25 protein-coding genes and 1 pseudogene are annotated in these 24,054 nt (G+C 69.5%); 6 read left to right on the forward strand and 20 right to left on the reverse strand.

Annotation, left to right across the window (positions count from 1 at the left end):
* Positions 1-87: 87 nt before the first annotated feature.
* Positions 88-1,245 carry a 1-deoxy-D-xylulose-5-phosphate reductoisomerase gene (gene dxr / locus ON26_RS18420; protein WP_040797424.1) on the reverse strand — a complete coding sequence of 386 codons (1,158 nt, stop codon included), beginning with the start codon at positions 1,243-1,245 and terminating at the stop codon, positions 88-90.
* Positions 1,246-1,344: 99 nt separating this feature from the next.
* On the opposite strand from dxr, the gene ON26_RS18425 reads away from it, so the two are divergent.
* On the forward strand, positions 1,345-1,614 hold the full coding sequence (locus tag ON26_RS18425; protein ID WP_040797425.1) for a DUF2631 domain-containing protein: 270 nt from the start codon (positions 1,345-1,347) through the stop codon (positions 1,612-1,614).
* A 42-nt stretch (positions 1,615-1,656) separates the two neighbouring features.
* Here ON26_RS18425 and ON26_RS18430 read toward each other — a convergent pair whose 3' ends face one another.
* Positions 1,657-2,700, reverse strand: a complete 1,044-nt coding sequence (locus ON26_RS18430; protein WP_083884190.1) for a LysR substrate-binding domain-containing protein — start codon at positions 2,698-2,700, stop codon at positions 1,657-1,659.
* A gap of 62 nt (positions 2,701-2,762) precedes the next feature.
* Here ON26_RS18430 and ON26_RS18435 point away from each other — a divergent pair, with 62 nt between their 5' ends.
* Both ON26_RS18435 and ON26_RS18440 read left to right on the forward strand, forming a co-directional pair.
* Positions 2,763-3,194 carry a DUF5997 family protein gene (locus ON26_RS18435; RefSeq protein WP_040797426.1) on the forward strand — a complete coding sequence of 144 codons (432 nt, stop codon included), beginning with the start codon at positions 2,763-2,765 and terminating at the stop codon, positions 3,192-3,194.
* 92 nt (positions 3,195-3,286) lie between these two features.
* Positions 3,287-4,282, forward strand: a complete 996-nt coding sequence (locus tag ON26_RS18440; protein WP_040797427.1) for a zinc-binding dehydrogenase — start codon at positions 3,287-3,289, stop codon at positions 4,280-4,282.
* Positions 4,283-4,533: 251 nt separating this feature from the next.
* Here the strand turns inward: ON26_RS18440 and rlmN are convergent, their stop codons facing one another.
* The 7 genes from rlmN to rpsB all read right to left on the reverse strand — a co-directional run bounded on the left by rlmN (position 4,534) and on the right by rpsB (position 10,464).
* Positions 4,534-5,643, reverse strand: a complete 1,110-nt coding sequence (gene rlmN, locus ON26_RS18445; protein ID WP_040797428.1) for a dual-specificity RNA methyltransferase RlmN — start codon at positions 5,641-5,643, stop codon at positions 4,534-4,536.
* A 71-nt stretch (positions 5,644-5,714) separates the two neighbouring features.
* Positions 5,715-6,017 carry a LapA family protein gene (locus ON26_RS18450; RefSeq protein WP_040797429.1) on the reverse strand — a complete coding sequence of 101 codons (303 nt, stop codon included), beginning with the start codon at positions 6,015-6,017 and terminating at the stop codon, positions 5,715-5,717.
* A 102-nt stretch (positions 6,018-6,119) separates the two neighbouring features.
* Positions 6,120-6,998 carry a phosphatidate cytidylyltransferase gene (locus ON26_RS18455; RefSeq protein ID WP_040797506.1) on the reverse strand — a complete coding sequence of 293 codons (879 nt, stop codon included), beginning with the start codon at positions 6,996-6,998 and terminating at the stop codon, positions 6,120-6,122.
* 108 nt (positions 6,999-7,106) lie between these two features.
* Complete coding sequence (gene frr, locus ON26_RS18460) at positions 7,107-7,664, reverse strand: ribosome recycling factor (protein ID WP_040797507.1); 558 nt, start codon at positions 7,662-7,664, stop codon at positions 7,107-7,109.
* A 50-nt stretch (positions 7,665-7,714) separates the two neighbouring features.
* Positions 7,715-8,443: a UMP kinase gene (gene pyrH / locus ON26_RS18465; RefSeq protein WP_040797430.1), complete on the reverse strand. Its 729-nt coding sequence runs from the start codon at positions 8,441-8,443 to the stop codon at positions 7,715-7,717.
* Between the two features lie 216 nt (positions 8,444-8,659).
* Positions 8,660-9,487: a translation elongation factor Ts gene (gene tsf / locus ON26_RS18470; RefSeq protein WP_040797431.1), complete on the reverse strand. Its 828-nt coding sequence runs from the start codon at positions 9,485-9,487 to the stop codon at positions 8,660-8,662.
* 113 nt (positions 9,488-9,600) lie between these two features.
* Positions 9,601-10,464: a 30S ribosomal protein S2 gene (rpsB, locus tag ON26_RS18475; protein ID WP_040797432.1), complete on the reverse strand. Its 864-nt coding sequence runs from the start codon at positions 10,462-10,464 to the stop codon at positions 9,601-9,603.
* A 360-nt stretch (positions 10,465-10,824) separates the two neighbouring features.
* On the opposite strand from rpsB, the gene ON26_RS18480 reads away from it, so the two are divergent.
* The 3 genes from ON26_RS18480 (at position 10,825) to ON26_RS18490 (ending at position 12,605) form a co-directional block, all read left to right on the forward strand.
* Positions 10,825-11,079 carry a hypothetical protein gene (locus ON26_RS18480; protein ID WP_040797433.1) on the forward strand — a complete coding sequence of 85 codons (255 nt, stop codon included), beginning with the start codon at positions 10,825-10,827 and terminating at the stop codon, positions 11,077-11,079.
* Positions 11,080-11,186: 107 nt separating this feature from the next.
* A complete protein-coding gene (locus tag ON26_RS18485) occupies positions 11,187-11,684 on the forward strand; it encodes a M23 family metallopeptidase (protein WP_040797434.1) in 498 nt (165 codons plus the stop codon).
* A 198-nt stretch (positions 11,685-11,882) separates the two neighbouring features.
* On the forward strand, positions 11,883-12,605 hold the full coding sequence (locus tag ON26_RS18490) for a GAF and ANTAR domain-containing protein (protein WP_040797435.1): 723 nt from the start codon (positions 11,883-11,885) through the stop codon (positions 12,603-12,605).
* Between the two features lie 28 nt (positions 12,606-12,633).
* Here the strand turns inward: ON26_RS18490 and ON26_RS18495 are convergent, their stop codons facing one another.
* The 11 genes and pseudogenes from ON26_RS18495 to ON26_RS18545 all read right to left on the reverse strand — a co-directional run bounded on the left by ON26_RS18495 (position 12,634) and on the right by ON26_RS18545 (position 24,051).
* Positions 12,634-14,559 carry an alkyl/aryl-sulfatase gene (locus ON26_RS18495; protein WP_040797436.1) on the reverse strand — a complete coding sequence of 642 codons (1,926 nt, stop codon included), beginning with the start codon at positions 14,557-14,559 and terminating at the stop codon, positions 12,634-12,636.
* Positions 14,560-14,885: 326 nt separating this feature from the next.
* Positions 14,886-15,637: pseudogene (locus ON26_RS18500) on the reverse strand (acetoacetate decarboxylase family protein).
* 45 nt (positions 15,638-15,682) lie between these two features.
* Positions 15,683-16,606, reverse strand: coding sequence for a tyrosine recombinase XerC (locus ON26_RS18505; RefSeq protein ID WP_040797437.1), 924 nt, complete (start codon positions 16,604-16,606; stop codon positions 15,683-15,685).
* Between the two features lie 220 nt (positions 16,607-16,826).
* A complete protein-coding gene (gene dprA / locus ON26_RS18510; protein WP_040797508.1) occupies positions 16,827-17,987 on the reverse strand; it encodes a DNA-processing protein DprA in 1,161 nt (386 codons plus the stop codon).
* A gap of 581 nt (positions 17,988-18,568) precedes the next feature.
* Positions 18,569-20,077 carry a YifB family Mg chelatase-like AAA ATPase gene (locus ON26_RS18515; RefSeq protein WP_040797438.1) on the reverse strand — a complete coding sequence of 503 codons (1,509 nt, stop codon included), beginning with the start codon at positions 20,075-20,077 and terminating at the stop codon, positions 18,569-18,571.
* Entirely contained in the window at positions 20,077-20,433 is a 357-nt protein-coding gene (locus ON26_RS18520) for a YraN family protein (RefSeq protein WP_040797439.1), read from the reverse strand. Before ON26_RS18520 ends, ON26_RS18515 begins: the two co-directional genes overlap by 1 nt.
* Positions 20,434-20,533: 100 nt before the next feature.
* Positions 20,534-20,839 carry a DUF2469 domain-containing protein gene (locus ON26_RS18525; protein WP_011210678.1) on the reverse strand — a complete coding sequence of 102 codons (306 nt, stop codon included), beginning with the start codon at positions 20,837-20,839 and terminating at the stop codon, positions 20,534-20,536.
* A 46-nt stretch (positions 20,840-20,885) separates the two neighbouring features.
* Positions 20,886-21,641: a ribonuclease HII gene (locus ON26_RS18530; protein WP_083884193.1), complete on the reverse strand. Its 756-nt coding sequence runs from the start codon at positions 21,639-21,641 to the stop codon at positions 20,886-20,888.
* A gap of 21 nt (positions 21,642-21,662) precedes the next feature.
* Positions 21,663-22,445, reverse strand: a complete 783-nt coding sequence (gene lepB, locus ON26_RS18535) for a signal peptidase I (protein ID WP_040797441.1) — start codon at positions 22,443-22,445, stop codon at positions 21,663-21,665.
* Between the two features lie 84 nt (positions 22,446-22,529).
* Positions 22,530-22,871, reverse strand: coding sequence for a 50S ribosomal protein L19 (gene rplS, locus ON26_RS18540; protein ID WP_011210681.1), 342 nt, complete (start codon positions 22,869-22,871; stop codon positions 22,530-22,532).
* A 214-nt stretch (positions 22,872-23,085) separates the two neighbouring features.
* On the reverse strand, positions 23,086-24,051 hold the full coding sequence (locus tag ON26_RS18545; protein ID WP_245545906.1) for a hypothetical protein: 966 nt from the start codon (positions 24,049-24,051) through the stop codon (positions 23,086-23,088).
* Positions 24,052-24,054 lie beyond the last annotated feature (3 nt).

The following is a 24,054-nucleotide window of genomic DNA, read 5'->3' on the forward strand; positions in this document are numbered from 1 at the left end:
CCGACCACACTAACGGTCCGCTCGCCGGTCCTTCGTTCAGTCTGCCAGGGCCCGCCACCGCTCGCGTGGCGATCCGGGCGCGGTGGTTCAGGCGCCGACCAGTTCGGCGGCGTAGGCGCGCGCCCACCGGTCGGCCGCGAGCACATCCTCGACGGTCTCCGGTTCCGCGGTCCACCGGTCGGCGGCCTCGACCGCGCGGGCCACGGTGCGCACGATCTCCGGGAACCGGATGCGCCCGGCCAGGAAGCCGTCCACGGCGACTTCGTTGGCGGCGTTGTAGACCGCGGTCACGCTGCCGCCCGCCTGCCCGGCCTGCCGGGCCAGCTCGACAGCCGGGAAGACCTCGTTGTCCACCGGCTCGAAGGTCCAGGTCGAGGCGGTGCCGAAATCGCAGGACGCGGCCGCGCCGGGCACTCGGTCCGGCCACCCCAGCGCCAGTGCGATGGGCAGTTTCATGTCCGGCGGGGAGGCCTGGGCCAGGGTGGAGCCGTCCACGAAGGTGACCATCGAGTGCACGATCGACTGCGGGTGCACGGTCACATCGATGCGGTCGTAGCCGATGCCGAACAGTAGATGCGTCTCGATCAGCTCCAGGCCCTTGTTCACCAGGGAGGCCGAATTGAGGGTGTTCATCAAGCCCATGGACCAGGTGGGATGAGCCTTGGCCTGGGCGGGGTCGACCGACTCGAGCTGCTCGGCGGTCCAGCCGCGGAACGGGCCGCCCGAGGCGGTCAGGACGAGCCGGTCCACTTCCTCGGCCCGCCCGCCGCGCAGGCACTGCGCCAGCGCGGAGTGCTCGGAATCCACCGGGACGATCTGACCGGGCTTGGCGGCGCGGGTCACCAACGAGCCGCCCGCGACCAGGGACTCCTTGTTCGCCAGCGCCAGCCGCGTACCCGAGGCCAGAGTGGCCAGCGTCGGCTCCAGCCCCAGGGCACCGACGAGCGCGTTGAGCACCACATCGGCCTCGGTGCGGCGCACCAGTTCGGTGACCGCGTCCGGCCCGGCCAAGGCGATGTCCAGCGCCGCGCCCGCGGCGGGATCGGCGACGGCGACATTGCGGGTGCCGGTGGCGGCCATTTGTTCGGCCAGCAGCGCCGGATTGCCGCCACGCGCGGCCAGGCCGACGACCTCGAATTTGTCGGGGTTGGCGGCGATGACCTCGAGCGCCTGCGTACCAATGGATCCGGTGCTGCCGAGCAGCAGGACTCTCACAATGTCGGACACCCCGCCATTGTGGCGCATGGCCCGGCTTTCAACGACGCGGCGTCGTATGTCACGATATCGGTCAGCAAGCCGACTGCGTACCGTCCCTTCGGTACCCCACACAGCTGAGGAGCGATCGTGGCCGCCACGGAGATCGAACCCGCCAAGACCGAGCGCGCCGTCGTCACTCACGTCGACACCGCAGAGGTTCCCTCGGCCGCATGGGGCTGGAGCGGGGAATCGCCGCGCGCCTTCAGGACCGCCGCCGTCATCGTGGCCCTGATCCTGCTCGCCATGATCATCGGCAACCACCACGGCAACGTCGAGAACCTCTTCCTGATCGGTTTCGCGGCCGCGCTGTTCGGGCTCGTCGGCTACGACGTGTGGTACCGCCGCAAGCCGCGCTGACAGCGCGCCTGCGACGTCGACACTTCCCCGGCGCGCGCGTGGCTACCTCCCCCGGCGTTTGACGTTCTTTCCGCCGGAACGGCTGCCCGCGCGCGCCGAGGCATTCTTCGCCTGGCCACCCGGCGTTCCGGCTGCGCCGCCCCGCTTCGCCGATTTCGGTTGCGACGATTTCCGCTGCGCTGTTCTCCCGTGGGCCCCTTTCCCCTGAGCCGACTTCCCCTGGGCCGTTTTCCCTTGGGCCCCATCGGTATTCGGAGTGCCCTTGGCCGCCGAAGGCGATCGCGTGCTGCGTGCGGTCCGTCCGCGCACCACACCGATGAATTCCTCGACCAGTTCGCCCGCCGCGGCCAGCGGCCAGGCCAACGCGATCTCGGTGTCCGGGTGGTCGGTGACCGTCCGGTAGACCAGATCGCGCCGGGCGTGCAGGCGTGCGATCGAATGCGGTACCACCGCCGGTCCGACACCGGCGGCCACCATCTCGAACACGACGGCGGCCTGATCGAGGTCACTGGCGTCCTGCAGCCGTTCCTCGGTCAGATCAGTCGCGCTCACCTGGTCGAACAGCGAGATCTCGTGTTCCTTGGGCACCACCACCACCGGCAGTTCCCGGTAGAGCGGGATCACCCCGAGCCCTTCCCGGTCGATCGGCAGACGCACGAAGCACATGTCGACCCGGCCCTCGGCGAGCGCGGCCTGCTGATCGGCCGCGGCGAGCGCGATCGTCTCCAACGGCGTCTCCGGGAAGCGCTCGCGCCAGATCCGCTCCCACTTCGACACCGTGACCCCCGGTACGAAACCCACCCGGAGCCCGGCGGCTTCCTGCGCGCACGGCTCCGATTCCACCGGGCGGGCGAGGATTTCGTGTGCCGCGTGCAGCAGTCTCGTACCCGTGTCGGTGAGCTGGGTCGATTCGGCGCCCGGCACGAACAGCTTCTCCCCCAGTTCGGCTTCGAGGTCGATGACGGTGGCGCTGAGTCGCTGCCGGGAGATACCCAGCGACCGGGCAGCACGGGTGAAGTGCAGTTGCTCGGCCACCTCGGCGAACCAGCGCAGCCTGGTGGGGTCGATCGACTCGAACTGGCTCATTCCAGCAAGCGTATTGCACCGCCGACGACGATCGGGCCGAGCCCGCCCGCTAGGCTGTCGCGGTGAGTCCGGACAAGAAATCGCAGATGATGAAGCCACTGACGGCTGCCAACAAGCTCGGCATCTACCTGCCGGCCGCGCCCGCGCAGTTCCGCGACTCCCCGGTCTCCTTCGCCGACCTCGAGCGGTTGCGCGCCGATCCGCCGGAATGGCTCACCGAACTGCGCCGCACCGGACCGTTCCCACGTGACATCACCGCCCGCAAACTGGGCGTCTCCAACAGCGGCCTGGCCCGCGCCGAGGTCTCCGACGCGCTCACCGCCGACGAGATCGCCGCACTGCTGGCCGACCCGCCGGAGTGGCTCGTCCGCGAGCGCGAGAACTATGCCGAGGTACAGCGCGAGAACGAGCGCATCAAGACCAAGCGCGCCGAGCACCGGGCGGCGACCAATCGTCCGGCCAAGAACCGTTTCGGGACCGGCCGCGAGAGCTGACGCCCATGGGACGGCGCACGCGGACTTGACCTGAACCTTCCTCGAGGTTTCACGATGGGTGTGTCACACCACCCGACCCGAGGAGAATCATCGTGAAAGCCGTTCAGGCAACAGCATTCGGTGGACCGCAGGTGCTCGCCGTACGTGAGCTACCCGATCCGGAGCCCGCCGCCGGAGAGGTACTCGTCGATGTCGAGGCGGCCGACGTCATGTTCCTCGACACCCGCCTCCGCTCGGGATGGGGCCGCGAGTTCTTCACCGTCGATCCGCCATATGTGCCCGGCGGCGGCATCAGTGGCACGGTGCGCGCCGTCGGCGCCGAGGTGGACCCGGCCTGGATCGGCACGCGGGTGGTCGGCGCGACCGCCGCCAGCGGCATCTTCGGAGGCGTCCCCACCGGCGGGTACGCCGAGCGCGCGCTCGCCCGCGCCGACAGCCTGCACGTGCTCCCGGACCGGCTGAGCGCGGAGCAGGCCTGCGCGCTGATCCACGACGGACGCACCTCGGTCGCGTTGTTCGACCGTGCCGACGTGCGCCCGGGCGACCACGTACTGATCACCGCCGCCGCGGGCGGTCTCGGCACCCTGTTGATCCAGCTGGCCCGCCTGGCCGGGGCCACCGTGGTCGCCGCGGCACGCGGACAGCAGAAGCTCGCCCTCGCCCGTCGTCTCGGCGCCGAGACGGCGATCGACTACTCCGAACCGGGCTGGACGGACCGGGCGCGCGCCGCCACCGGGGGCGCCGGGTTCCGGGTGGTGCTCGACGGCGCGGGTGGCGCGCTCGGAGACGCCGCGCTGACCACCACCGCCGACGGCGGTCGGTTCCTCGGATACGGCTCGGCTGCGGGAAGTTTCGGCGGATCGGACTCCGCGGCCGCGGCCGCGCGCGGTGTCGAGGTCATCGGGCTGCTCGATCTCCGCTCGGCACAACAGGATTGGCGCGCATCCGCCGAGCGCGCGCTGGCACTGGCCGCCGACGGACAGTGGCAGGTGGTGATCGGGCAGACCTATCCGCTCGCCGAGGCCGAACACGCGCACGTCGCCATCGAGGCCCGGACAGCGCTCGGCCGCACGTTGCTGACCGTCTGATCCGCTGCGAGTGCCCGCTGCTCGGAAGTTCACCTTCCCCCGCGCCACAGCGTCTCGACAGCGCTACAGCGGAGCAGCGTGCGCCGCGGCGACCAGCGCGTCCAACTCGTTCTCCCCGCCGGTGCGCTCGAAAACCAGGACCCACCGCTCCCGACCCGGATCGTCGAAGGTCGAGACCACGATCGCGGAATCGGAGCCGGTTCCGTCCTCGGCGCCCGGTCATAGTCCAGCGCGGTGGCCGTCGTGTCGTTTCAGTTCTCCGCCGCCAGCTGACCACAGGCAGCGGCGATCTCCTGACCCCTGGTGTCACGGACGGTACACGGCACGCCCTGGGCATTCACCCGGCGGACGAACTCCTGCTCGACGGGCTTCGGACTGGCATCCCACTGGCTGCCCGGCGTCGGGTTCAGCGGGATGACGTTCACGTGCACCCGCGAGCCGAGCGCCTTGTGCAGTTTGGCGCCGAGCATGTCCGCTCGCCACGGCTGATCGTTGATGTCACGGATCAGGGCGTACTCCACCGAGACCCGGCGACCGGTCTTGTCGGCGTAGTAGCGCGCCGCGTCCAGCACCTCGGCGACCGGCCAGCGATTGTTCACCGGCACCAAGGTGTCGCGCAGCTCGTCGTCGGGGGTGTGCAGGGAGACCGCCAGCGTCACCGAGAGACCCTCGTCGGCGAGCTTGCGGATGGCCGGGGCCAGACCGACGGTGGAGACGACCACATTGCGCTGGGAGATGCCGAGCCCGTCCGGCGCGGGCGAGGTGATCCGGCGGACCGCCGCGACCACACGCTTGTAATTGGCCAGTGGCTCACCCATGCCCATGAACACGATGTTGGACAGCCGCCCGGCGCCGCCCGCCACCTCGCCGTCACGCAGCGCGGCGGCGGCCGCGCGCACCTGGTCGACGATCTCGGCGGTGGACAGGTTGCGGTTCAACCCGCCCTGGCCGGTCGCGCAGAACGGGCAGGCCATGCCGCAGCCCGCCTGACTGGAGATGCACAGCGTGTTGCGGTCGGTGTAGCGCATGAGGACGCTCTCCAGCAGGGTGCCGTCGCCGGCGCGCCAGAGCGTCTTGCGGGTGCTGCCGTCGTCGCAGGCGACGTGCTTGACCACGCTCAGCAGCGGCGGGAACAGCGCCTCCCCGACCTTCTCCCGCACCGGGGCGGGCAGATCGGTCATCTGCGCCGGATCGGCCTGCAGCCTGCCGTAGTACTGCCGGGCGATCTGGTCGGCCCGGAACTTCGGCAGCCCGAGTTCCTCGATCGCCGCTCGCCTGCCGTCCGCGTCGAGGTCGGCGAGATGGCGTGGCGGCATGCCGCGGCGCGGGGCATCGAAAACGAGGGGAAGGGAGACGGCCATAGTGGTTCCAGTGTCCCATCCGCTCGCGAACACCGCCGACCCAGGTCAGATGTCACTCGGCCGGACATCGCTCAGCGCTTGGCCACCCGCCGCAGCTGCAGGATGCGCACACCGCCCACCAGCGCCATCACCAGTGCGCCGCCGATGACCGACAGCAGCACCGCGACTCCGAGCGGCAGGTTGAACTCCCAGAAGAACAGGCGCACGCCCACGGAGGTCAGATTCTGCAGGATGAACACCAGCAGCAGGATCAGGATGAGCGCACCGGCGATCAGGCTCATCCAGGCGTAGCCGGCCTTGGACCTCAGACTCTTCGGCTCGCCCGTCACCTGGGGATCGATGAGGGTCGGGTCGAAATCGTCGTTCGCGGACATGCCTCGATCATGGCCGATGGTGACCGGACACGACGGGAAATTCGGTCCACGGCGCGCCGACCGGGCCGTCGGCGGGTCCGGCCACGCGTACCTCGGCGGTGCTCAGATCAGCGTGCTCAGCACCAGCCAGGAGACGAACGCCGAGGGCAGCATGGAGTCGAGCCGGTCCATGATGCCACCGTGTCCGGGCAGCAGCGTGCCCATGTCCTTGATGCCGAGCTCGCGCTTGATCTGCGATTCGATCAGGTCGCCGACGGTGGCCACGAGGACGAGGCCGACGCCGAGCACGACGCCGATCATCGAATTGGCGTCCAGCAGCAGGGTCACGGTGAGCAGGCCGCCGATCACGCTGAACACCAGCGAGCCGCAGAAGCCCTCCCAGGACTTCTTCGGGCTGATCGACGGCACCATCGGATGCTTGCCGAACAGCACGCCCGCCACATAGCCACCGACATCCGAGCAGACCACCAGAATCATGAAGGTCAGCACCCGCAGGTTGCCGTCGTCCTCGAGCAACAGCAGGGTGGCGAACGCGCCGAGCAGCGGCACCCAGGCCAGCGTGAACACGGTGATGGCGGTGTCGCGCAGGAAGTTGCGCGGGGCGGTCCGCATGCCGTGGTCGAACAGTCGCCACACCATGCAGGTCAGCGCGGTGAACGCGAACGCGGCCAGCACGCCCTCGGACCCGAACGGCCAGCCGAGCCAGAACACCGCCTGCCCGCCCACGATCAGCGGAATGCGCGGCACCAGCACATCGGCCTCGCGCAGCCGCTTGGCCACCTCCCAGGTCGCCACGCCGATACCGGCCCCCGCGAACGGGATGAACACCAGCGGCGCGAACAACAGGATCGCGATGAGGGAAAGCCCGAGGCCGAAGCCGACGGCGAGCGCTGCGGGCAGATTCCGGCCTGCCTTGGAGGTGGCAGGGGCCGCTGCCGTCGCCGCCGCGTGGATCGTTTCAGGTGTGCCGTTGGCCGGCATCGGCTCGTCGGCCGCACCTTCGGCGGCGGCTTTCTCGGCCACGATTGTCCCGTCGCTCACTCGTGTGTTCCGTTTCGTCCCCCGCTCGGGCGGGCCCTCGGGTCTTCCTCAGACCTCGAGAAGTTCGGCTTCCTTGTGCTTGACCAGTTCGTCGATCTGACCGACATATCGCGCGGTGGTCTTGTCGAGCTCTTTCTCCGCGCGGCCGACCTCGTCCTCGCCGGCTTCGCCATCCTTCTGGATCCGCCCGAGCTCTTCCATCGCTTTGCGGCGGACATTGCGGATGGCGACCTTCGCGTCCTCACCCTTGCCCTTGGCCTGCTTGACCATCTCGCGACGTCGCTCCTCGGTGAGCTGCGGAATGCTGATCCGCAGGATGTCACCGTTGTTGGTCGGGTTCACGCCCAGATCCGAGTTACGGATCGCGGTTTCGATGGGGCCGAGTTGGCTGGCTTCGTAGGGTTTGATCACCACCATGCGCGGCTCGGGCACGGTGATACTGGACATCTGGGTGATCGGCGTGGGCGATCCGTAGTAGTCGACGACCACCCGGGCGAACATGCCCGGATTCGCGCGACCGGTACGGATGGTGCCGAGATCGTCCTTCGCCACCGAGACGGCCTTCTCCATCTTCTCCTCGGCGTCGAAGAGCGCTTCTTCTATCACGGCCATTTCCTCCACAGCGTCGTCATCGTCATGATCCGCGGGCCGCGGACTCAGGACCGAACCAATGTGCCGATCTTCTCACCGGCGACCGCACGGGCGATATTGCCCTTCATCAACAGATTGAACACCAGGATGGGCATCTGGTTGTCCATACAGAGACTGAACGCCGTCGCATCGGCCACCTTCAAGCCACGCTCGATCACTTCCTTGTGCGTGATCTCGGTGAACATGCTGGCGGTCTCGACGACCCGGGGGTCGGCGTCGAACACACCGTCGACCGCCTTGGCCATCAGCACCACGTCGGCGCCGATCTCCAGAGCGCGCTGGGCCGCGGTGGTGTCGGTGGAGAAGTAGGGCATGCCCATACCGGCGCCGAAGATGACGACGCGTCCCTTCTCCAGGTGCCGCTTGGCGCGCAACGGCAGGTACGGCTCGGCGACCTGCCCCATCGTGATGGCGGTCTGCACGCGTGTGTCGACGCCCTGTTTCTGCAGGAAGTCCTGCAGCGCAAGGCTGTTCATCACGGTGCCGAGCATGCCCATGTAATCCGAGCGGGCCCGTTCCATGCCACGTTCTTCGAGTTCGGCGCCGCGGAAGAAGTTGCCGCCGCCGATCACCACAGCCACCTGCACGCCACCGGCGACGACCTCGGCGATCTGCTCGGCGACGGTCTCCACGACGTCCGGATCGAGTCCGACCTTTCCACCGCCGAACATCTCACCACCCAGTTTGAGCAGTACCCGGCGATATCCAGGACGCGCGGTACCCGGGTCGGTCATCGATGTATCTCTCCTTCGGCGATCGGGTCTGCTCACCCTGGGTGAGCCATCGGTCGGCGGGGTTCCGGCAGGGGGGATGGAACCGCCCGGCAAAGCTCTCTCATCCTGCCTTACCGGGGCCGCGGCGAGTTCTCAGCCCCCGGCAAACGGGATGCGACAGCGAACGGCCCCCCACGCGAGTGTGTTCCTCGCGCGAGGGGCCGTGTCGTGATGAGGTCAGGCCTGACCGACCTCGAAGCGGGCGAAGCGGGTGACGGTGGCACCGGCCTCTTCCAGCTGCTGCTTCACGGTCTTCTTGCTGTCGGTGACCGAAGCCTGCTCCAGCAGAACGACGTCCTTGAAGAAGCCGTTGACGCGGCCCTCGGTGATCTTCGGCAGCGCGGCCTCGGGCTTGCCCTCTTCGCGAGCGGTCTGCTCGGCGATGCGGCGCTCGTTCTCCACGACATCGGCCGGGACCTCGTCGCGGCTGACGTACTTGGCCTTGAGCGCGGCGACCTGCATGGCGGCGGCACGAGCGGCCTCGGCCGCGTTCTCGCCCTCGCCCTGGTACTCGACCAGCACGCCCACGGCGGGCGGCAGATCCGAGGCACGCTTGTGCAGGTAGGTGGCGACCGGGCCGTCCAGCGAGATCACACGGCGCAGCTCGAGCTTCTCGCCGATCTTGGCGGCCAGCTCCTGCAGGGCGGCGTCGGCGGTACGGCCGTCGCCCAGGTCCAGCGCCTTGAGGGCGTCCAGATCGGCAGGCTTGGCAGCGGCGGCCGCGCCGACGATCGCGTCGGCGATCGCCTGGAACTCGGCGTTCTTGGCGACGAAGTCGGTCTCGGAGTTGATCTCGACCATGACGCCGTCCTTGGCGACGACCAGGCCCTCGGCCGTGGTGCGCTCGGCGCGCTTGCCCACGTCCTTGGCGCCCTTGATACGCAGCAGCTCGACGGCCTTGTCGAAGTCGCCCTCGGTTTCGACCAGCGCGTTCTTACAATCCATCATTCCGGAGCCGGTGAGCTCGCGGAGCCGCTTCACATCGGCAGCGGTGTAGTTCGCCATGGGTGGCGAGCCTCCTCGTTATTTGTCGAGAGTGGGTCTGGTGGGAAAACCACCTTGCCGACCGCTCCTGAACGCAGAAGGGTCGGCAAGGTGAACTATCGGCGCCGAACGGCTCAGAAGTCGGCCGGGCTCTGCGCGGCCGGGGCCTCTTCGGCCGGAGCGGCCTCGGCCGGAGCGGCTTCGGCAGCGGTCTCGGTGGCCGGGCTCGCCTGGGCCAGCAGCTCCTGCTCCCACTCGGCCAGCGGCTCGCCCGCGCCCGCTTCGGGCTTGGCGTCGCCGGCGGCCAGACCCGCACGGGCCTGCACGCCCTCGGCCACCGCGGAGGCGACGACCTTGGTCAGCAGAGCGGCGGAACGGATGGCGTCGTCGTTACCCGGGATCGGGTAGTCGACCAGGTCGGGATCGCAGTTGGTGTCCAGGATCGCGATGACCGGGATGTTCAGCTTGCGCGCCTCGCCGACGGCGATGTGCTCCTTGTTGGTGTCGACGACCCAGATGGCCGAGGGCACCTTGGCCATATCGCGGATACCGCCGAGGGTGCGCTCGAGCTTGTTCATCTCACGCGTGAGCATGAGGATTTCCTTCTTGGTGCGACCCTCGAAGCCACCGGTCTGCTCCATCGCCTCGAGCTCCTTGAGGCGCTGCAGACGCTTGTGCACGGTGGAGAAGTTGGTGAGCATGCCGCCCAGCCAGCGCTGGTTCACGTAGGGCATGCCGACGCGGGTGGCCTCGGCCGCGATCGACTCCTGAGCCTGCTTCTTGGTGCCGACGAACAGGACGGTGCCGCCGTGGGCGACGGTCTCCTTGACGAACTCGTAGGCCTTGTCGATGTAGGTCAGCGTCTGCTGCAGGTCGATGATGTAGATGCCGTTGCGGTCGGTGAAGATGAACCGCTTCATCTTCGGGTTCCAGCGCCGGGTCTGGTGTCCGAAGTGCGCGCCGCTGTCGAGCAGCTGCTTCATTGTTACGACAGCCATGGCTCTCGTATCTCTCTTTCGTTGCCGGTTGTCGCAGGCGATCGGTGACCGTCTGCCCTGGCGCCGCCGAATCACCGTCCACCCGTTCGGACATCCGAGCGGGACCAGCCGGCGATACCCTGCTCGCGGGCGTCACGCGAAACGAGGACACAGTGTGTTGGCTCGGATTCACGAACGACGCCGGTGACGAACAAGCACGGGTGGCGCGCGAAGTCGGTTCATGCCGAGCACGAACCGCTCGATCAGTCTACGATCCTGATGGCCTCGGCAACGAATCGGGTCTGTCCACAGGCTCGGAATTGTCCACAATCGGCCGCTCGAGCACACTGCGCGGGCACTCTCGGCGGCAGGCTCGAAGCCATGTCACGACCCTCCGTCACGGTCACCCTGCTGGTGCCGCTGATCTTCGTCTCGTCGCTGGTGGCCGACTGTTTCGCCCTCCCGGTGAGCGCCTCCCCGCCCGGTGATCCCATCCGGGCCGCACCTGCCGTGGTCATCGAATTTCCCGATCTGCTCGAACGCTCCGTTCGCGGGTTGCTACGCCGGGCGCCGCTGCCCACGACCGGATCGGCGATCGCGCATTCCCGGGGCGCCGACGCGGCGGTCCCGTGGTGACCGATGGGCCGGTCCCCGGTCGGCGCAGGCCGATCCGCACGCCGTGCCCCGGATCGCGCCTCGGCGCCCGGCGCCGTCGTTCGCCTGCACAGGTCGGCACACTCGTCGTGGTCTTCGCGGCCGTCGCGTCGGTACTCGCCGCGCCGGGAAACGCCTCCGCCGCTCCGGCCGGAGACTTCGACTGGCCGCTGCGCCCGCGACCCACCGTCGAACGGCGTTTCGACAAGCCCGAGCAGGATTGGCTGCCCGGGCACCGTGGTGTCGATCTCGCGGGCGCGGCGGGCCGGACGGTCCTGGCGGCAGGCGACGGCATCGTCGTATTCGCGGGAACAGTGGCGGGAAGACCGGTGGTCTCCGTCGATCACGAGGGCGGGCTGCGCACCACCTATGAACCGGTGCACGCGACGGTATCGGCCGGGGACCGGGTCGCCCGCGGCGCCGTGCTGGGCACCCTCGAGGGCGGTCACGCGGGCTGCCCGGCAACGGCCTGCCTGCATTGGGGCCTGCGCAGGGACTCCGGCCGCCGTGGCCGCCCGGAGTATCTCGATCCACTCGGCCTGCTCCGCCTGGCACCGCTGCGCCTGCTGCCGCTCGAGTATCGGTGAGCCGCAACAGGTCATCGGCGGGCAGGTGAGTGCCCGGCATTCGCCCGTCGACTCGCTTCGCCCGTGGGTGCGACGATCAGGCCACAGGCTCCATCCCCGACAGGTGCCACCACGCCGTCCACTGCCGACCCGATGCCACCGACCGAATCCCCCTGCCACCCAGATCCCCGCCTCAGCCGACCAGCTCAGGAGAACGACATGGGAGCGTCAGCACCGCTGCTGGAAGTACTCGTGCGATCCGTCGACACCCTCACCGGCGATTTCGATGTCGTCGAACTCGCACAGCAACTGGTCGACTCCTGCGTCGCGCTCACCGGCGGGGCGGACGCGGGCCTGTTCGTCGGGAACCATCTCGGTGAGCTGCGCATGCTCGCCGCCACCGACGAGCGGGCCCGCTCGCTGGTCGAGGCCGTCGACGGCCCCGCCCGGCACACCTATGCCACCGGCGCACCTGCGTTGGTCGACGACATCGCCGCCGCGGCGGTCGTCTGGCCGGACTTCGCCATCCATGCGGCCAACCGGGGGTACCGCTCCGTATACGCACTGCCCCTGCGCTTGCGCAGCGATACCCTGGGCGCCCTCACGGTCCTCGGTGACGGCCCGAAAGCATTGCATCGGGCACCGCTACGCGCAGCGCAGACCCTCGCCGATCTCGCCGCGATCGGCGTCGCCCAGCACGTTCTGCGCCCCCGCGTCGAGCCGATCCGGGACCGCTTGCCGGTGGCACTCAACGATCGCGCCACCGTCGAACACGCCAAAGCCGTCCTCGCCGAACGCGGCGGCCTCGACCATGCCGAGGCCTTCGCCTGTCTGCGTGCACACGCGCTGCGCACCGGCCGCAGGCTCGCCGAGCTCGCAGGCGGGATCGTCTCCGGCACGATCGACGCGGGCACGGTTCTGTCGGTCCCGTCCCGTCACTGATCGGTTCGAGGCCGGGGAGATCCGTCGATCACGGAGTGACGATCGCGAAGTTCGGATCGGGGGTGTCGAGTACGGCGACCAGAGAGGCGAGCTTCGTGGGGTCACCGTCGATTGCGATTTCGCCCGCGCCGACGACAACTCCGAAATCCTCACCCGTCAGCAGGACCCGCACGAGCGCCGTGCGGGAGAGGGTGAAGGTGGCGTCCGCGTCGGGCATCGGCCGGCCGGCCGGATGCTCGTAGTGGGTGAGGACACCGTTGCGCAGTTCGACGCGATACACGCGATCGGTGTCGGTGATCTGCCAGTCGGTGACCATGTGCTGGTCCCAGGCCTTCGGGCCGTCGACCCGGAGCGCGACGGCGTCGAGGATCTGCTCGACGGTCATGGTGTGTGGCGCGAGCGGTAAGCCGTCGGGGGCCGGTGTGCCGAAGATGCCGTAGCGAAGTTCGTAGGCGCCGCTGAGATAGATGTTGCGGTGGGTGGCTTCCGCCGAGCCGTAGGCGAGTTGCTCGAAGGCGCTGGCCTGCAGGTGTCTGGCCTGTTCGTCGGCCGGGTCGGCGAAGACCACATATCCGACGACCTGGGCCACCCACCGATAGTCGCCGGCCGCATAGGACTCGCGTGCCTTGCGCAGCACTTCCTCGGCGCCGCCCATGAACTCGACATGCCTGCGCGCCGATTCCACCGGCGGGTGTTCCCACAGGCGCGCCGGATTGCCGTCGAACCAGCCGAGATAGTGCTGGTGGATCGCCTTGACGTGATGACCCAGCGCCCCGGTGCCGCCCCGCGCGGGTCCGAGTTGTTCGAGAGCGGGCGGCAGTTCGAGCCGTTCGGCGATCTCGGCGCCGGCATAGCCGAGATTAAGCAGACGCACGGTCTGATCGTGCAGGTACGCATACAGATCGCGGTGCATGGCCAGCGTTCCCGCAATGCGGCGGGCGTCCCAGGTCGGCCCGTGGTGTGCGGCGAGAAGCACGTCCGAGTCGGAGGCGAACCGGTTGATCGTCTCCGTGAGTCGGCGCGCCCGCTCCCGCGGGGCGTCGCTGTGCGCCCCGGACGGCGGCATATCCGTCAGGGGATGTTCGAGGCTCTCGGCCAGATAGAGCGCCCGGTGTCCGGGCAGGTGAATGTTCATCGCGGCGGGCCCGCTCGCACCCGAGACGACCTGGAAGACCAAGGCGACGCCGTCGATCACCGCCCGGTGGCCGGTGGTCGTGATCTCGGTGGTCGGCGGTACCAGGCCGACGGTGCCGAGCGAGGTGGTCTGGCCCAGTCCGGCGCCGACAGTGCCGAGAGGTCCGCGGGGCAGCACCGCGCCGTAGCCGTAAGCGGCGCGCCGGGCCGCGGCCGTGCCCGCGTCTGCGCTGACCGCGACCGCATGGGTGCGGAATCCCGCGGGCGCCAGCACCGGGCAGCGGCCAGCGATCACCTCGTCGTCGGTGACGACGCCCGGCGAGCCGCCGAAGTGGTCGATGCGTGAGTGCGTGTAGATCAGGCCGGTGACCGGACGGTCGCCTCGATATTCGCGGTAGAGCGCGAGCGCGGCGGCCGCGGTCTCCGCAGACATCAGTGCATCGATCACGACCACACCGTCGCGCCCTTCGACCAGCGTCATGTTCGACAGGTCGAGCCCCCGCACCTGGTAGATGCCGTCGGCGACCCGGAACAGTCCCTGTCGACTGCTGATGCCGGACTGCCGCCACAGCAACGGATGCACCGACGGCGGACACGGTTCCCGGAGGAACGCGAAGGAGTCGCTGTCCCACACGACGGTCCCGTCGGCCATCGTGACAACGCCGGGCTCACGGGCCGCGACGAACCCGCGGTCGGCATCGGCCCGGTCCCGGGGCTCGGGATCGACTCCGAGGTGGTCACCGAATTCGCCCGTGGCGGCGAATGCCGCGCGCCGGTTGGCCGCGACGACCGCCCGGCTGGGTTCGGCCGCTGTGCTCATGTCCATCGGTGACCTCCTGGCAACCATGACGGCACGCGGTGCCGACTCCGGATTTCGACGCCGGTCACAGCCACACACGAGCGTCGAGCGACAATGCCTGACCGATCGATGAATCTCTGAAAGCAAATCTTCCGCAACGCCAGGTTAGCGGCGGACGGGAGAGCCGTCCACGAGCCGCGCTGGCTCGGTCACGACTCCCGGCCGGGCCCGAACTGCCGGGCCACCCCGGGCCGGAGCGCAACGCCACACGATCGCCCGACCAGCCCGCGATCCCTCGATCGGGCTGCGGGACAGCACCTTTCGAGGCGGCTGTCCGACGCACAGCGTCAGACGACGACGGCATCCCCGAATGTCATCCCAGATTCTCCACCGACGAGGCGGAGATCGCCCGGCGTGGCAGCCCGAGCGAGGCCAGTTCGCCTGCCCACGGGTGGTCACCGAGAACCAGCTCGGCGCCGCCGAGCCGTGCCCGCATCCCGGCCGGAGCCATTTCCCAGCGCGTGCACCGGGTCACGCCCCCGATATGGGAGTAGGCATCGAACGACGCGCCGGCGCTGCGCCGCATCGGCGTCGGCAGACCCGGTCGCACGGTGAGATCGACGATCAGCGACCCGTTTCGACGCAGGCTGCCGCGCCGGATTCCCCGGTGGGTCACGTCGAAGTCCGCCAGCTCCTTCGGGAAGCCCCAGATTCCGCGTCCGGCGGCAAGGGTGAACTCTCCGTCGACCGGCAGGCGGTGGATGAACACGCCGGCGGTTCCGCCGAGCAGCGAACGCAGGTCGGCGAGGCCCGACCCCGTAGGCGCCGTGTGATGTCCGACCATGAACGAGACCCCGAATTCGTGATACGGGCCGAGATCACCGTCCACGTACTGCACGAAGACCAGCGTGCACACCGCCCGTCCGCCGGGCAGGCGCAGCGCCCGCAGTCCGGAATAGTCGATCAACCGCTGCGCCACCTCCGCGGGCACGAGGTAGGTCGCCATGAACGCGTGCGCGGTACGGATGCGCACCGGCATCGTGATCCGCGTGCCGAGCACCTCGTGCGTGCTCGCCGGCCCGGCTGCATCCGCCACCATGCGCCACCCTCCAGAACTGGAACCTGTTCCAACAATAGCCTCGACTCAGGCGCGCGGGTGGGCCTGATCGTGCACCTTCTTCAAACGCTCGATCGATACGTGTGTGTACAACTGCGTGGTCGCCAGGCTGCTGTGCCCGAGTAGCTCCTGCACGACCCTCAGGTCGGCGCCGCCTTCCAGCAGGTGGGTGGCCGCGCTGTGTCGCAAGCCGTGCGGCCCGAGATCGGGTGCGCCGGGGATGGCCGAGACCACCTCGTGCACGACGGCCCGCGCCTGCCGCGGGTCGAGCCGGCGCCCACGGCGCCCGATCAGCAGCGCGCGCCCCGACTCCGCTGTCACGAATGCCGGTCGCCCGCGCCGCAGCCACTGCTCCACCGCGAGGTCGGCGGGGGCGCCGAACGGGGCCGAGCGCTCTTTGCCGCCTTTGCCCAGTACCCGGACCACCCGTCGCTCCCGGTCCACGTCGTCGATGTCCAGACCGCACAATTCGCTCACCCGGATGCCGGTGGCGTAGAGCATCTCGACGATCAGCCGGTCGCGCAGCGCCATCGGGTCCTCCTGTCGCGCACCGGATTCCGCGGCCGCCATGGCAGCCACTGCCTGCTGCCTGCCCAGCACGGCGGGCAGTGTCCGATGTGCCTTCGGCGAGGCCAGCCGCAGCCCCGGATCGGCGGCCAGCCGCCCGGTCCTGGTGAGCCAGGCGGTGAACGTCCGCGCCGAGGACGCCCGCCGTGCCAGCGTGGTGCGCGCCGCTCCACCGGCCGACAATTCGCCCAGCCACGACCGCAGCAAGGCCAGATCCAGCTCGCCGAGCGCCGAATCCGCCGACCGCGTGTACAGATGCCCCAGCAGCGCCCGCGCATCCCCCACATACGCCCGGACGGTGTGCTCGGAACGATTGCGCCCGAGCCGCAGATGCCGCCCGTACTCCTCCAGCAACGCGGACAGATCCTCCGGCAAAGCCTCCATCCACCCACCGTCACCCGCCCTGCCCGCCGCCGCAAGTTCCCGCGCCGCGGACTCGTTCGCCGTTCGGGTCTGTGTCGAAGCCTCCTTTCGATCGATGTGCTGGTCGGACAGACGCCGGCGGGCTCCCCGGCCTCCCCTCCGGGCCGGGAACCCTGTGACGGCGGGCGACACCCGAGGGTCGGCGTCGCGAGCGACATCGCGGCCGGCGCCTGCCGGAGCTTCACCGCCGGCCGCGCCTGCGCCAGCCGGTGTCGTCGGCGGTGGCCAGACCCGACAACTCGAGAGCGACGAGCGAGGCCCGGACCGCTGAGATGGCCAGCCCGGTGCGGACCGTCAGTTCGGACGGCAGACAACTGCCCGATGTGGGCAGCACCGCGTACACCGCCGCCTCGTCCCCGACGAGCCGGTCCGCCGGGGCCGTTGATGCGCCCGGCGCACCCAGCGGCGCAGCGGCGGCGCCGGGGACCGACAACCGCAGAGGGCCCGCTTCCGCGAGCACCTCCTCGACGCCGGTGACGAGCAGTGCTTCCCCTTCCCGAATCATCTGGTGGCAGCCGGCCGACGCCGCCGAGGACACCGGTCCAGGAACGGCGAGAGCGGGGCGGCCGATCCGGCGGGCCCATTTGACGGTATTGCGTGCCCCGCTGCGCATCCCCGCTTCGATGACGAGCACCCCATCGGCCAGGGCAGCGACCAACCGGTTGCGAGCGAGGAAGCAGTGCTTGCGCGCGACCGCGCCCGGCGGGTACTCGCTGACCACCAGGCCGGTCTCGGCGATCTCCGCGAGCAAGCGGTCGTGTTGCGCCGGGTAGGGGCGATCCACCCCGCAGGCGAGTACCGCGATCGTGGGCCCGCCCACGGCCAGGGCCACGCGATGGGCCATCGCGTCGATCCCGAAGGCGGCGCCGGAGACGACGGTCCAGCCGCGCGCGGCGAGGCCGCCGACGATGTCGCCGGTCACGTGATCGCCGTAGCCGGTACTGCACCGCGCGCCGACCACGGCGAGCGCGCGCTCACTGGCGTCCAGCAGCGAGCGCGGGCCCCGGACCCACAACACCAGCGGCGCCGCGCCGTCCGGATCACGCCCCGCTTCCAGCCGGCTCAGCCCCAGCATCCGCCACGCGGGCCACTCCGCGTCGTCGGGCGTAACCACCCGGCCACCGAGCCGCCGGATGGTCTCCAGATCGGCTGCGGCACAGTCGATATCGCGTCGCTCACGGACGGCGCCCCGCAATGCGCGGGGCAGTTCGCGCTCGCGCACCGCCCGCGCCGCCTCCAGCACACCGACCGACTCGATCAGCGCCGACAACGGCGCACAAGGACCCTGGACAACGCGCGAGAGGTACACCCAGGCCAACCGCCGCCGCTCGTCGTCGGACACCGCCCCTGAATCGTGAATATCGCTGTCCGGCAGTAATATTCGATCAGATTCGCCTACCACGGCAAGGGAATCGGCTCGCGCATCGCGGTCGTTCGGCACGTCGGCGACGCTGTCCACCGAATCGCCAGTGCTCGAAACCGCTGCCGCCGGACGCCGGGCCGCGGGTACATCCGGGGCGCGGCCGGGATCGGGGTGGCCGGGCTCGACGTCTCCCTGCGCCGCCGAGCCGCGGCCGTATCCCGCTCCCGCATCGGAGACCGCGTTCAGGTCCACCGGCGCGGGAAAATCGGAAACCTCTTGTCCCACATTCGAATCACCGGCGGCGATCGGATCATCGACCGTGCTCGATCCGCGAATCACGCTCGGGCCTCGGACGACTCCAGCGCTCTCGGATCCGGTCTCGACGCCTCCCGCGACCTCGACGTCGCTGGGGTCGTGAACTCCGCGACCGTTGTGCGCCGCTCTCGTTCGACGTGCCGGTGATTTTCCGGGCAGAGGGGAGATTACCTCGGACACAATGGCTATCCCTTCGAAATCACCGACATTCACCGGGATTCCCGGCGTGTCATCTCCCGGCCGTGTCATTGCGCACTCCTGCGGCGGAAGTTCAACGCCAGCATCACGTCCCGCGCGGACGGCAGCGTGCCGCCGCGCAGATCACTGATCGTCCAGGCGACCCGGATCGCACGGTCGGCACCGCGCGCGGAGAGCCTGCCCAGCCGCACCGCGGCCTCCAGCGGGGCGACGGCGTCCGGGGGCAGCGGAAACCGGCGGCGCAGGATGTGGCCGGGCACCTCCGCGTTGACCCGCCAGCCGTCGGCTCGCCAGCGCTCGGCGGCCGTCACCCTGGCGAGGGCTACCCGCTCCCGCACCGCGGCACTGCTCTCGGCCGCTTCGGTCGTCAGCACCGGGCCGGTGTGGCCGTGCATCCGCACCCACAGGTCGATGCGATCCATCAGCGGTCCGGACAGCTTGCCGAGATACCGGCGGCGCACCATCGGCGGGCAGACGCAGTCGATATCGCGCGCGGGTGCGCACGGGCACGGATTGGCCGCCATCACCAGTTGGAACCGGGCCGGGTAGCGCGCCACCCCGTCGCGGCGGGCGATGCGCACCTCCCCTTCCTCCAACGGGGTGCGCATGGCTTCGAGCACCTTGGTGCCGATCTCGGCGCATTCGTCGAGGAACAACACACCGCGGTGGGCGCGACTGACCGCACCGGGCCGGGCCGTACCCGACCCGCCGCCGATCATGGCGGTGACCGAAGTGGAGTGATGGGGCGCGACGAACGGCGGCGCCGTCACCAGCGGGTGCTCGCCGGACAGTACGCCCGCCATCGAGTGGATGGCCGTCACCTCCAGCGACTCGGTGGGCGTGAGCGCGGGCAGCAGCCCTGGAAGGCGTTGGGCCAGCATGGTTTTGCCGATGCCCGGCGGGCCGGTGAGCAACAGGTGGTGACCGCCGGCGGCCGCGACCTCCAGCGCCCAGCGGGCCTCCTCCTGCCCGACCACTTCGCTCAGGTCGCCCGGTGGGACGGTCATATCCGGCATCAGCCCGTCCGGCTCGGACAGCTTGCCTTCCCCGCGTAGCCAGCTCACGAATTCGCGCAGACTGTCCGCGCCGAGCACCTCGATGCCCTGCACCAGCCCGGCCTCGGACAGCGCCTCGCGCGGCACCACCACCCTCGGGTACCCCGCGCTGCGCGCCGTCAGCACCGCCGGGAGGATGCCGCGCACCCGACGCACCCGGCCGTCGAGGGCGAGCTCACCCAGCAGCACGGTTTTGGCGAGTTCGGTGGCGGGCACGGCGTCGGCGGCGTCGAGCACCGACGCGGCCAGGGCGAGATCGTAAACGCTGCCCACTTTCGGCAGCGTGGCCGGGCTCAGCGCGAGGATGACCCGACCGTCGGGCCACTTCTCCCCCGAGTTCGCGACCGCCGAGCGCACCCGGTCCCTGGACTCGGACAGGGCCGTGTCGGGCAAACCGACGAGATGCACCGAGGGCAATCCTTGACCGATGTCGGCCTCTATCTCGACCAGCCGGCCGTCCACCCCGGCGACCGCGACCGAATGAGCACGCCCGAGCGCCATCAGAAGACCGCCTCGAGGTGTTCTATCCGCGGCCGCTGCCCAGGGGTCATCAACACCGACACCACATCGAAGCGGATGTGCTGCCACGGTCCGTCCTGCTCGGCGAGCCACAGCAACGCCAGCCGGCGAATGCGCTGCTGCTTGCCGAACGTGACGGCTTCGGCGGGCGTGCCGTAAGCCAGGCTCCTGCGGGTCTTCACCTCGACGAAGACGGTGGTCGCCGCGGCGCGCGCGATCAGGTCCAGCTCGCCGTAGCGGCATCGCCAGTTCCGCGCGACGATCTCCATGCCCGCGTCCCGCAGGAACCGGGCCGCCAGTTCTTCTCCTCGTGCGCCGAGCGCCTGTTTGTCTCCCACACGGCCTATCGTGGCCGTGCCCGGCCCCGGCACAGGGGGCGCGACCTGGGCTTTTCAGCCACCCTGTGGACAACGGGGTGGCTGTGGACAACTACCGCGGTTACTCGGGAAGCCGCAGGTCGGGCTTCTCCAGCTCCTCGATATTGACGTCCTTGAAGGTGATGACCCGGACGTGCTTGACGAAGCGGGCGGGCCGGTACATGTCCCAGACCCAGGCGTCGCTCATCCGCACTTCGAAGTACACCTCGCCGTCGGCGTTCTGCGGACGCAGCTCGACAGAATTGGCCAGGTAGAAGCGACGCTCGGTCTCCACCACGTACGAGAACTGGCCGACGATGTCCTTGTACTCGCGATACAGCGAGAGCTCCATCTCGGTTTCGTACTTCTCGAGGTCCTCGGCACTCATCGGGTGGGACGTCCTCCTTCTCGGCGCACTGCGTCGTATTCCGATATCATCCCGCATGCGCCGATTCGGCAGCCACCCGGCTGTCCTCGACGCCGTCGGCGAGCACCTCGACCGCCTGGTCGACGGCGTCGCCGGGCCGCCGCGATCCCAGTCCCGCACGCACATTTCGCCAGGATCGGCGGTGCTCGGGACAGGGACCGAGCCGCTTCAACGCCGCGATGTGCTCGGATGTGTTGTAGCCCTTGTGGGCCGCGAAACCATACCCCGGATGGCGGCGGTCCATGTCGACCATGATCCGGTCCCGGGTGACCTTGGCGAGAATGCTGGCGGCCGCGATGCAGGCCGCGGTGGCGTCGCCGCCGATCACCGGCAGCGAGGGCACCGCGAGGCCCGGCACCCGGAAACCGTCGGTGAGCACATACCCCGGTCGCTGCCGAAGGCCGGCGACCGCTCGGCGCATGCCCTCGATATTGGCCACGTGGATGCCGATCGCGTCGACCTCCCAGGCCGGGATCACCACCACCTCGTAAGCCAGCGCCAGCCTGGTGATCACCGGGAACAGCTGCTCACGCGTCGCCTCGGTGAGTTTCTTGGAGTCGTCGAGATCGGCCAGCCGGTCGTAGGCCTTGGGCGCGAGCAGGCAGGCCGCGACCACCAGCGGGCCGGCGCACGGGCCGCGGCCCGCCTCGTCCACTCCGGCCACCGGGCCGAGCCCACCGCGGATCAGCGCCGCTTCCAGCGTGCGCAGACCTCCCGCCTTGCGCATCACCATGCGCGGCGGCCACCCCGTTCGTACGGTCACTGTTGCGATTCTCCCCCGCGATCAGTTGGACTGCGGGTCCTCGGATCGAATCGGGCCGATCCGGCCGGGCGGCCAGATCTTGAACACCGCCTTGCCACGGACATTGTCGATCGGCACGGTGCCCTGCCACTCGTCTCCGACGTGGGCCCGCGAATCCGCGGACTGGTTGCGGTTGTCGCCCATCACCCACAGGTTCCCCTCGGGCACCACGACCGGGCCGAACACCCGGCCGGACGGGTAGGAAGCGTTCTGCTGCCCGGGAAGCCAGCGGAAATCGTTCTCGACGTACGGCTCGTCCAGCGCCTTGCCGTCGACCATCACCCGGCCCTCGGCGTCGCAGCACTGGACGGTCTGACCGCCGACCGCGATGACGCGCTTGACCAGATCGTTCTCATCGGGCGGCACCAGACCGAAGAAGGACAGGAAGTTCTGCAATCCGCGCACCACCGGGTTGTCCGAGCGGATGGACTGGTAGCGGGTGTTCCAGGATTCCGGGCCGACGAAGACCACCACATCACCGGGCTCGGGGTCGGTGCTGTAGTAGCTGAGCTTCTGCACGTAGATGCGGTCGCCGATCTGCAGCGTCTCCTCCATCGACTGGGAGGGGATCACATACGGCCGGCCGACGAAGGTGACCATCAACGCGGCGATGACCGCGGCGATCACGACGAGAATCGGTAGTTCCTGCCAGAACGGCCGCTGGCTCTTGGCTTTTCGCGTCGCCTTGCGTCGGCTGCGGCGCCTGCCGCCCGCGCCTTCGTCGTCCGAATCGGACACTCGCACCGACCCACTTTCGTCTGCCACGCCGAACAGACTAGCCCGGCACCGGAACGTACGTCCGATGCCGGGCCAGTCGAAGATCAGTTGTGCCCGTCGAAGGGCGAGCGCTCAGCGCTTCTCCTTGATCTTGGCAGCCTTGCCGCGCAGGTCGCGCAGGTAGTACAGCTTCGCGCGGCGGACATCACCGCGGGTCACGACGTCGATGTGGTCGATGTTGGGGCTGTGCACCGGGAAGGTGCGCTCGACGCCGACACCGAAGGACACCTTGCGCACGGTGAAGGTTTCGCGGATGCCACCACCCTGGCGACGGATCACGACGCCCTTGAAGACCTGGATGCGCTCCTTCGAGCCTTCGATGACCTTCACGTGCACGTTCAGGGTGTCGCCGGGACGGAAGTCCGGGACATCACTGCGCAGCGACTTTTCGTCGACGAAGTCAAGGGTGTTCATTTTCATCCTTCTGGAGTTCGCGCGAACAGAGGACCCTGGCGGCACACACGTGCGCGACCGGTTCATGCTCCGAATTAGGGGATGCTCCCGGGGTCGGAAAAGCGCCCAGGGCAACCCGAGCATTGTGCCAGATCAGCGGGGCAGGGCGAAAATCGCCCCATCTCCGGAGGCCCACGCCGGATTCGGCGCCCACGCACCCGCGTCCTTCCCGTGCTCACGGTGGCGCCGATCCGGCCCGATCCCCGGCCCGCACGCCGTCGCGCACGCCGTCACCGTCGCCCGCCTCGCCGTGCGGCCCGGCCTCATCGTTCGGCCCCACCCCGGGCCGGTCCGCGGTCCACGGGAAGTGGTGCCGGTGCGGCGAGGGCGGGGCGGGCACCACGGTGCGGCTGAGTTCGGCTTCGGCGGCCGTGCGCACGTGCTCGACGTCGGGCTTGCCCGCCACCAGATCCTGCACGAAGATCTTCGCCCGTATCACCGGCCTGCGGTAGCGGCGCTCCCGCACGATGGCGCGCGCCATCAGCCTGCGCCGATCGCCGTAGCGCCAGCGCGCCCACGGCGCGCCCGGCCTGCTCAGTCGCAGCGCCCCGACGAACAACAGCGGCGGGAAGAACATCCCGAACAAGCCGGTCCAGATCTTGCCCTTGGCGATGACGATCGCGGCCATCGCCAGGTTCGCGAATGCGAAGCAGACCGCGACCACATGCCCCCACGTGCCGAGCGACTCACGGAAATCATTGATCTCGAGCAGCGAGAGCGGATGGAAGCCGAGCAACAACAAGCCCGTCACGGCCAGCGCGACGAAGACGGCGTCCACCGAGGTGCGGCCCTGTTCCTCCCAGTAGACATCGCGCAGGTAGTAGATCAGCGCGAACTCGTCGAGCACGAGCGCCGCGCCCACCCCGAACCCGATGGACAGCGCCGCGGCCACCGGAGTGGTCGCGTCGGCGAGAACGGCGACCATGCCGAGACCGGAACCGAGCACCAGGACGACGCCGAACACCATGTGGTGGATGTGCACGTCACCGGCGCGCAGGTTGCCCGGCCACCAGCGCACCTTCGCCCGGATCATCCGCACGCTGAGCCGGATGAACAGGAAGCCGAGGATGAAGCCGAGCAGGAAGCACAGCAGGGGCAACCGGCCGGTCGCGATCACGTCCTCTTCGAGCCACCGTCGCATGAC

This window comes from Nocardia higoensis NBRC 100133 (genome assembly GCF_000308595.1).
GTDB lineage: Bacteria > Actinomycetota > Actinomycetes > Mycobacteriales > Mycobacteriaceae > Nocardia > Nocardia higoensis.

Coding starts and splice junctions, on each gene's coding strand:
- ON26_RS18480 (WP_040797433.1), top strand. CDS start 10,825: ATGTCACGACCCTCCGTCACGGTCACCCTGCTGGTGCCGCTGATCTTC.
- rpsB (WP_040797432.1), bottom strand. CDS start 10,464: ATGGCTGTCGTAACAATGAAGCAGCTGCTCGACAGCGGCGCGCACTTC.
- ON26_RS18430 (WP_083884190.1), bottom strand. CDS start 2,700: ATGAGCCAGTTCGAGTCGATCGACCCCACCAGGCTGCGCTGGTTCGCC.
- pyrH (WP_040797430.1), bottom strand. CDS start 8,443: ATGACCGACCCGGGTACCGCGCGTCCTGGATATCGCCGGGTACTGCTC.
- ON26_RS18515 (WP_040797438.1), bottom strand. CDS start 20,077: ATGGCGCTCGGGCGTGCTCATTCGGTCGCGGTCGCCGGGGTGGACGGC.
- ON26_RS18490 (WP_040797435.1), top strand. CDS start 11,883: ATGGGAGCGTCAGCACCGCTGCTGGAAGTACTCGTGCGATCCGTCGAC.
- rlmN (WP_040797428.1), bottom strand. CDS start 5,643: ATGGCCGTCTCCCTTCCCCTCGTTTTCGATGCCCCGCGCCGCGGCATG.
- tsf (WP_040797431.1), bottom strand. CDS start 9,487: ATGGCGAACTACACCGCTGCCGATGTGAAGCGGCTCCGCGAGCTCACC.
- ON26_RS18545 (WP_245545906.1), bottom strand. CDS start 24,051: ATGCGACGGTGGCTCGAAGAGGACGTGATCGCGACCGGCCGGTTGCCC.
- rplS (WP_011210681.1), bottom strand. CDS start 22,871: ATGAACACCCTTGACTTCGTCGACGAAAAGTCGCTGCGCAGTGATGTC.
- ON26_RS18455 (WP_040797506.1), bottom strand. CDS start 6,998: ATGCCGGCCAACGGCACACCTGAAACGATCCACGCGGCGGCGACGGCA.
- ON26_RS18505 (WP_040797437.1), bottom strand. CDS start 16,606: ATGGAGGCTTTGCCGGAGGATCTGTCCGCGTTGCTGGAGGAGTACGGG.
- ON26_RS18450 (WP_040797429.1), bottom strand. CDS start 6,017: ATGTCCGCGAACGACGATTTCGACCCGACCCTCATCGATCCCCAGGTG.
- ON26_RS18495 (WP_040797436.1), bottom strand. CDS start 14,559: ATGAGCACAGCGGCCGAACCCAGCCGGGCGGTCGTCGCGGCCAACCGG.
- ON26_RS18525 (WP_011210678.1), bottom strand. CDS start 20,839: ATGAGTGCCGAGGACCTCGAGAAGTACGAAACCGAGATGGAGCTCTCG.
- dxr (WP_040797424.1), bottom strand. CDS start 1,245: ATGCGCCACAATGGCGGGGTGTCCGACATTGTGAGAGTCCTGCTGCTC.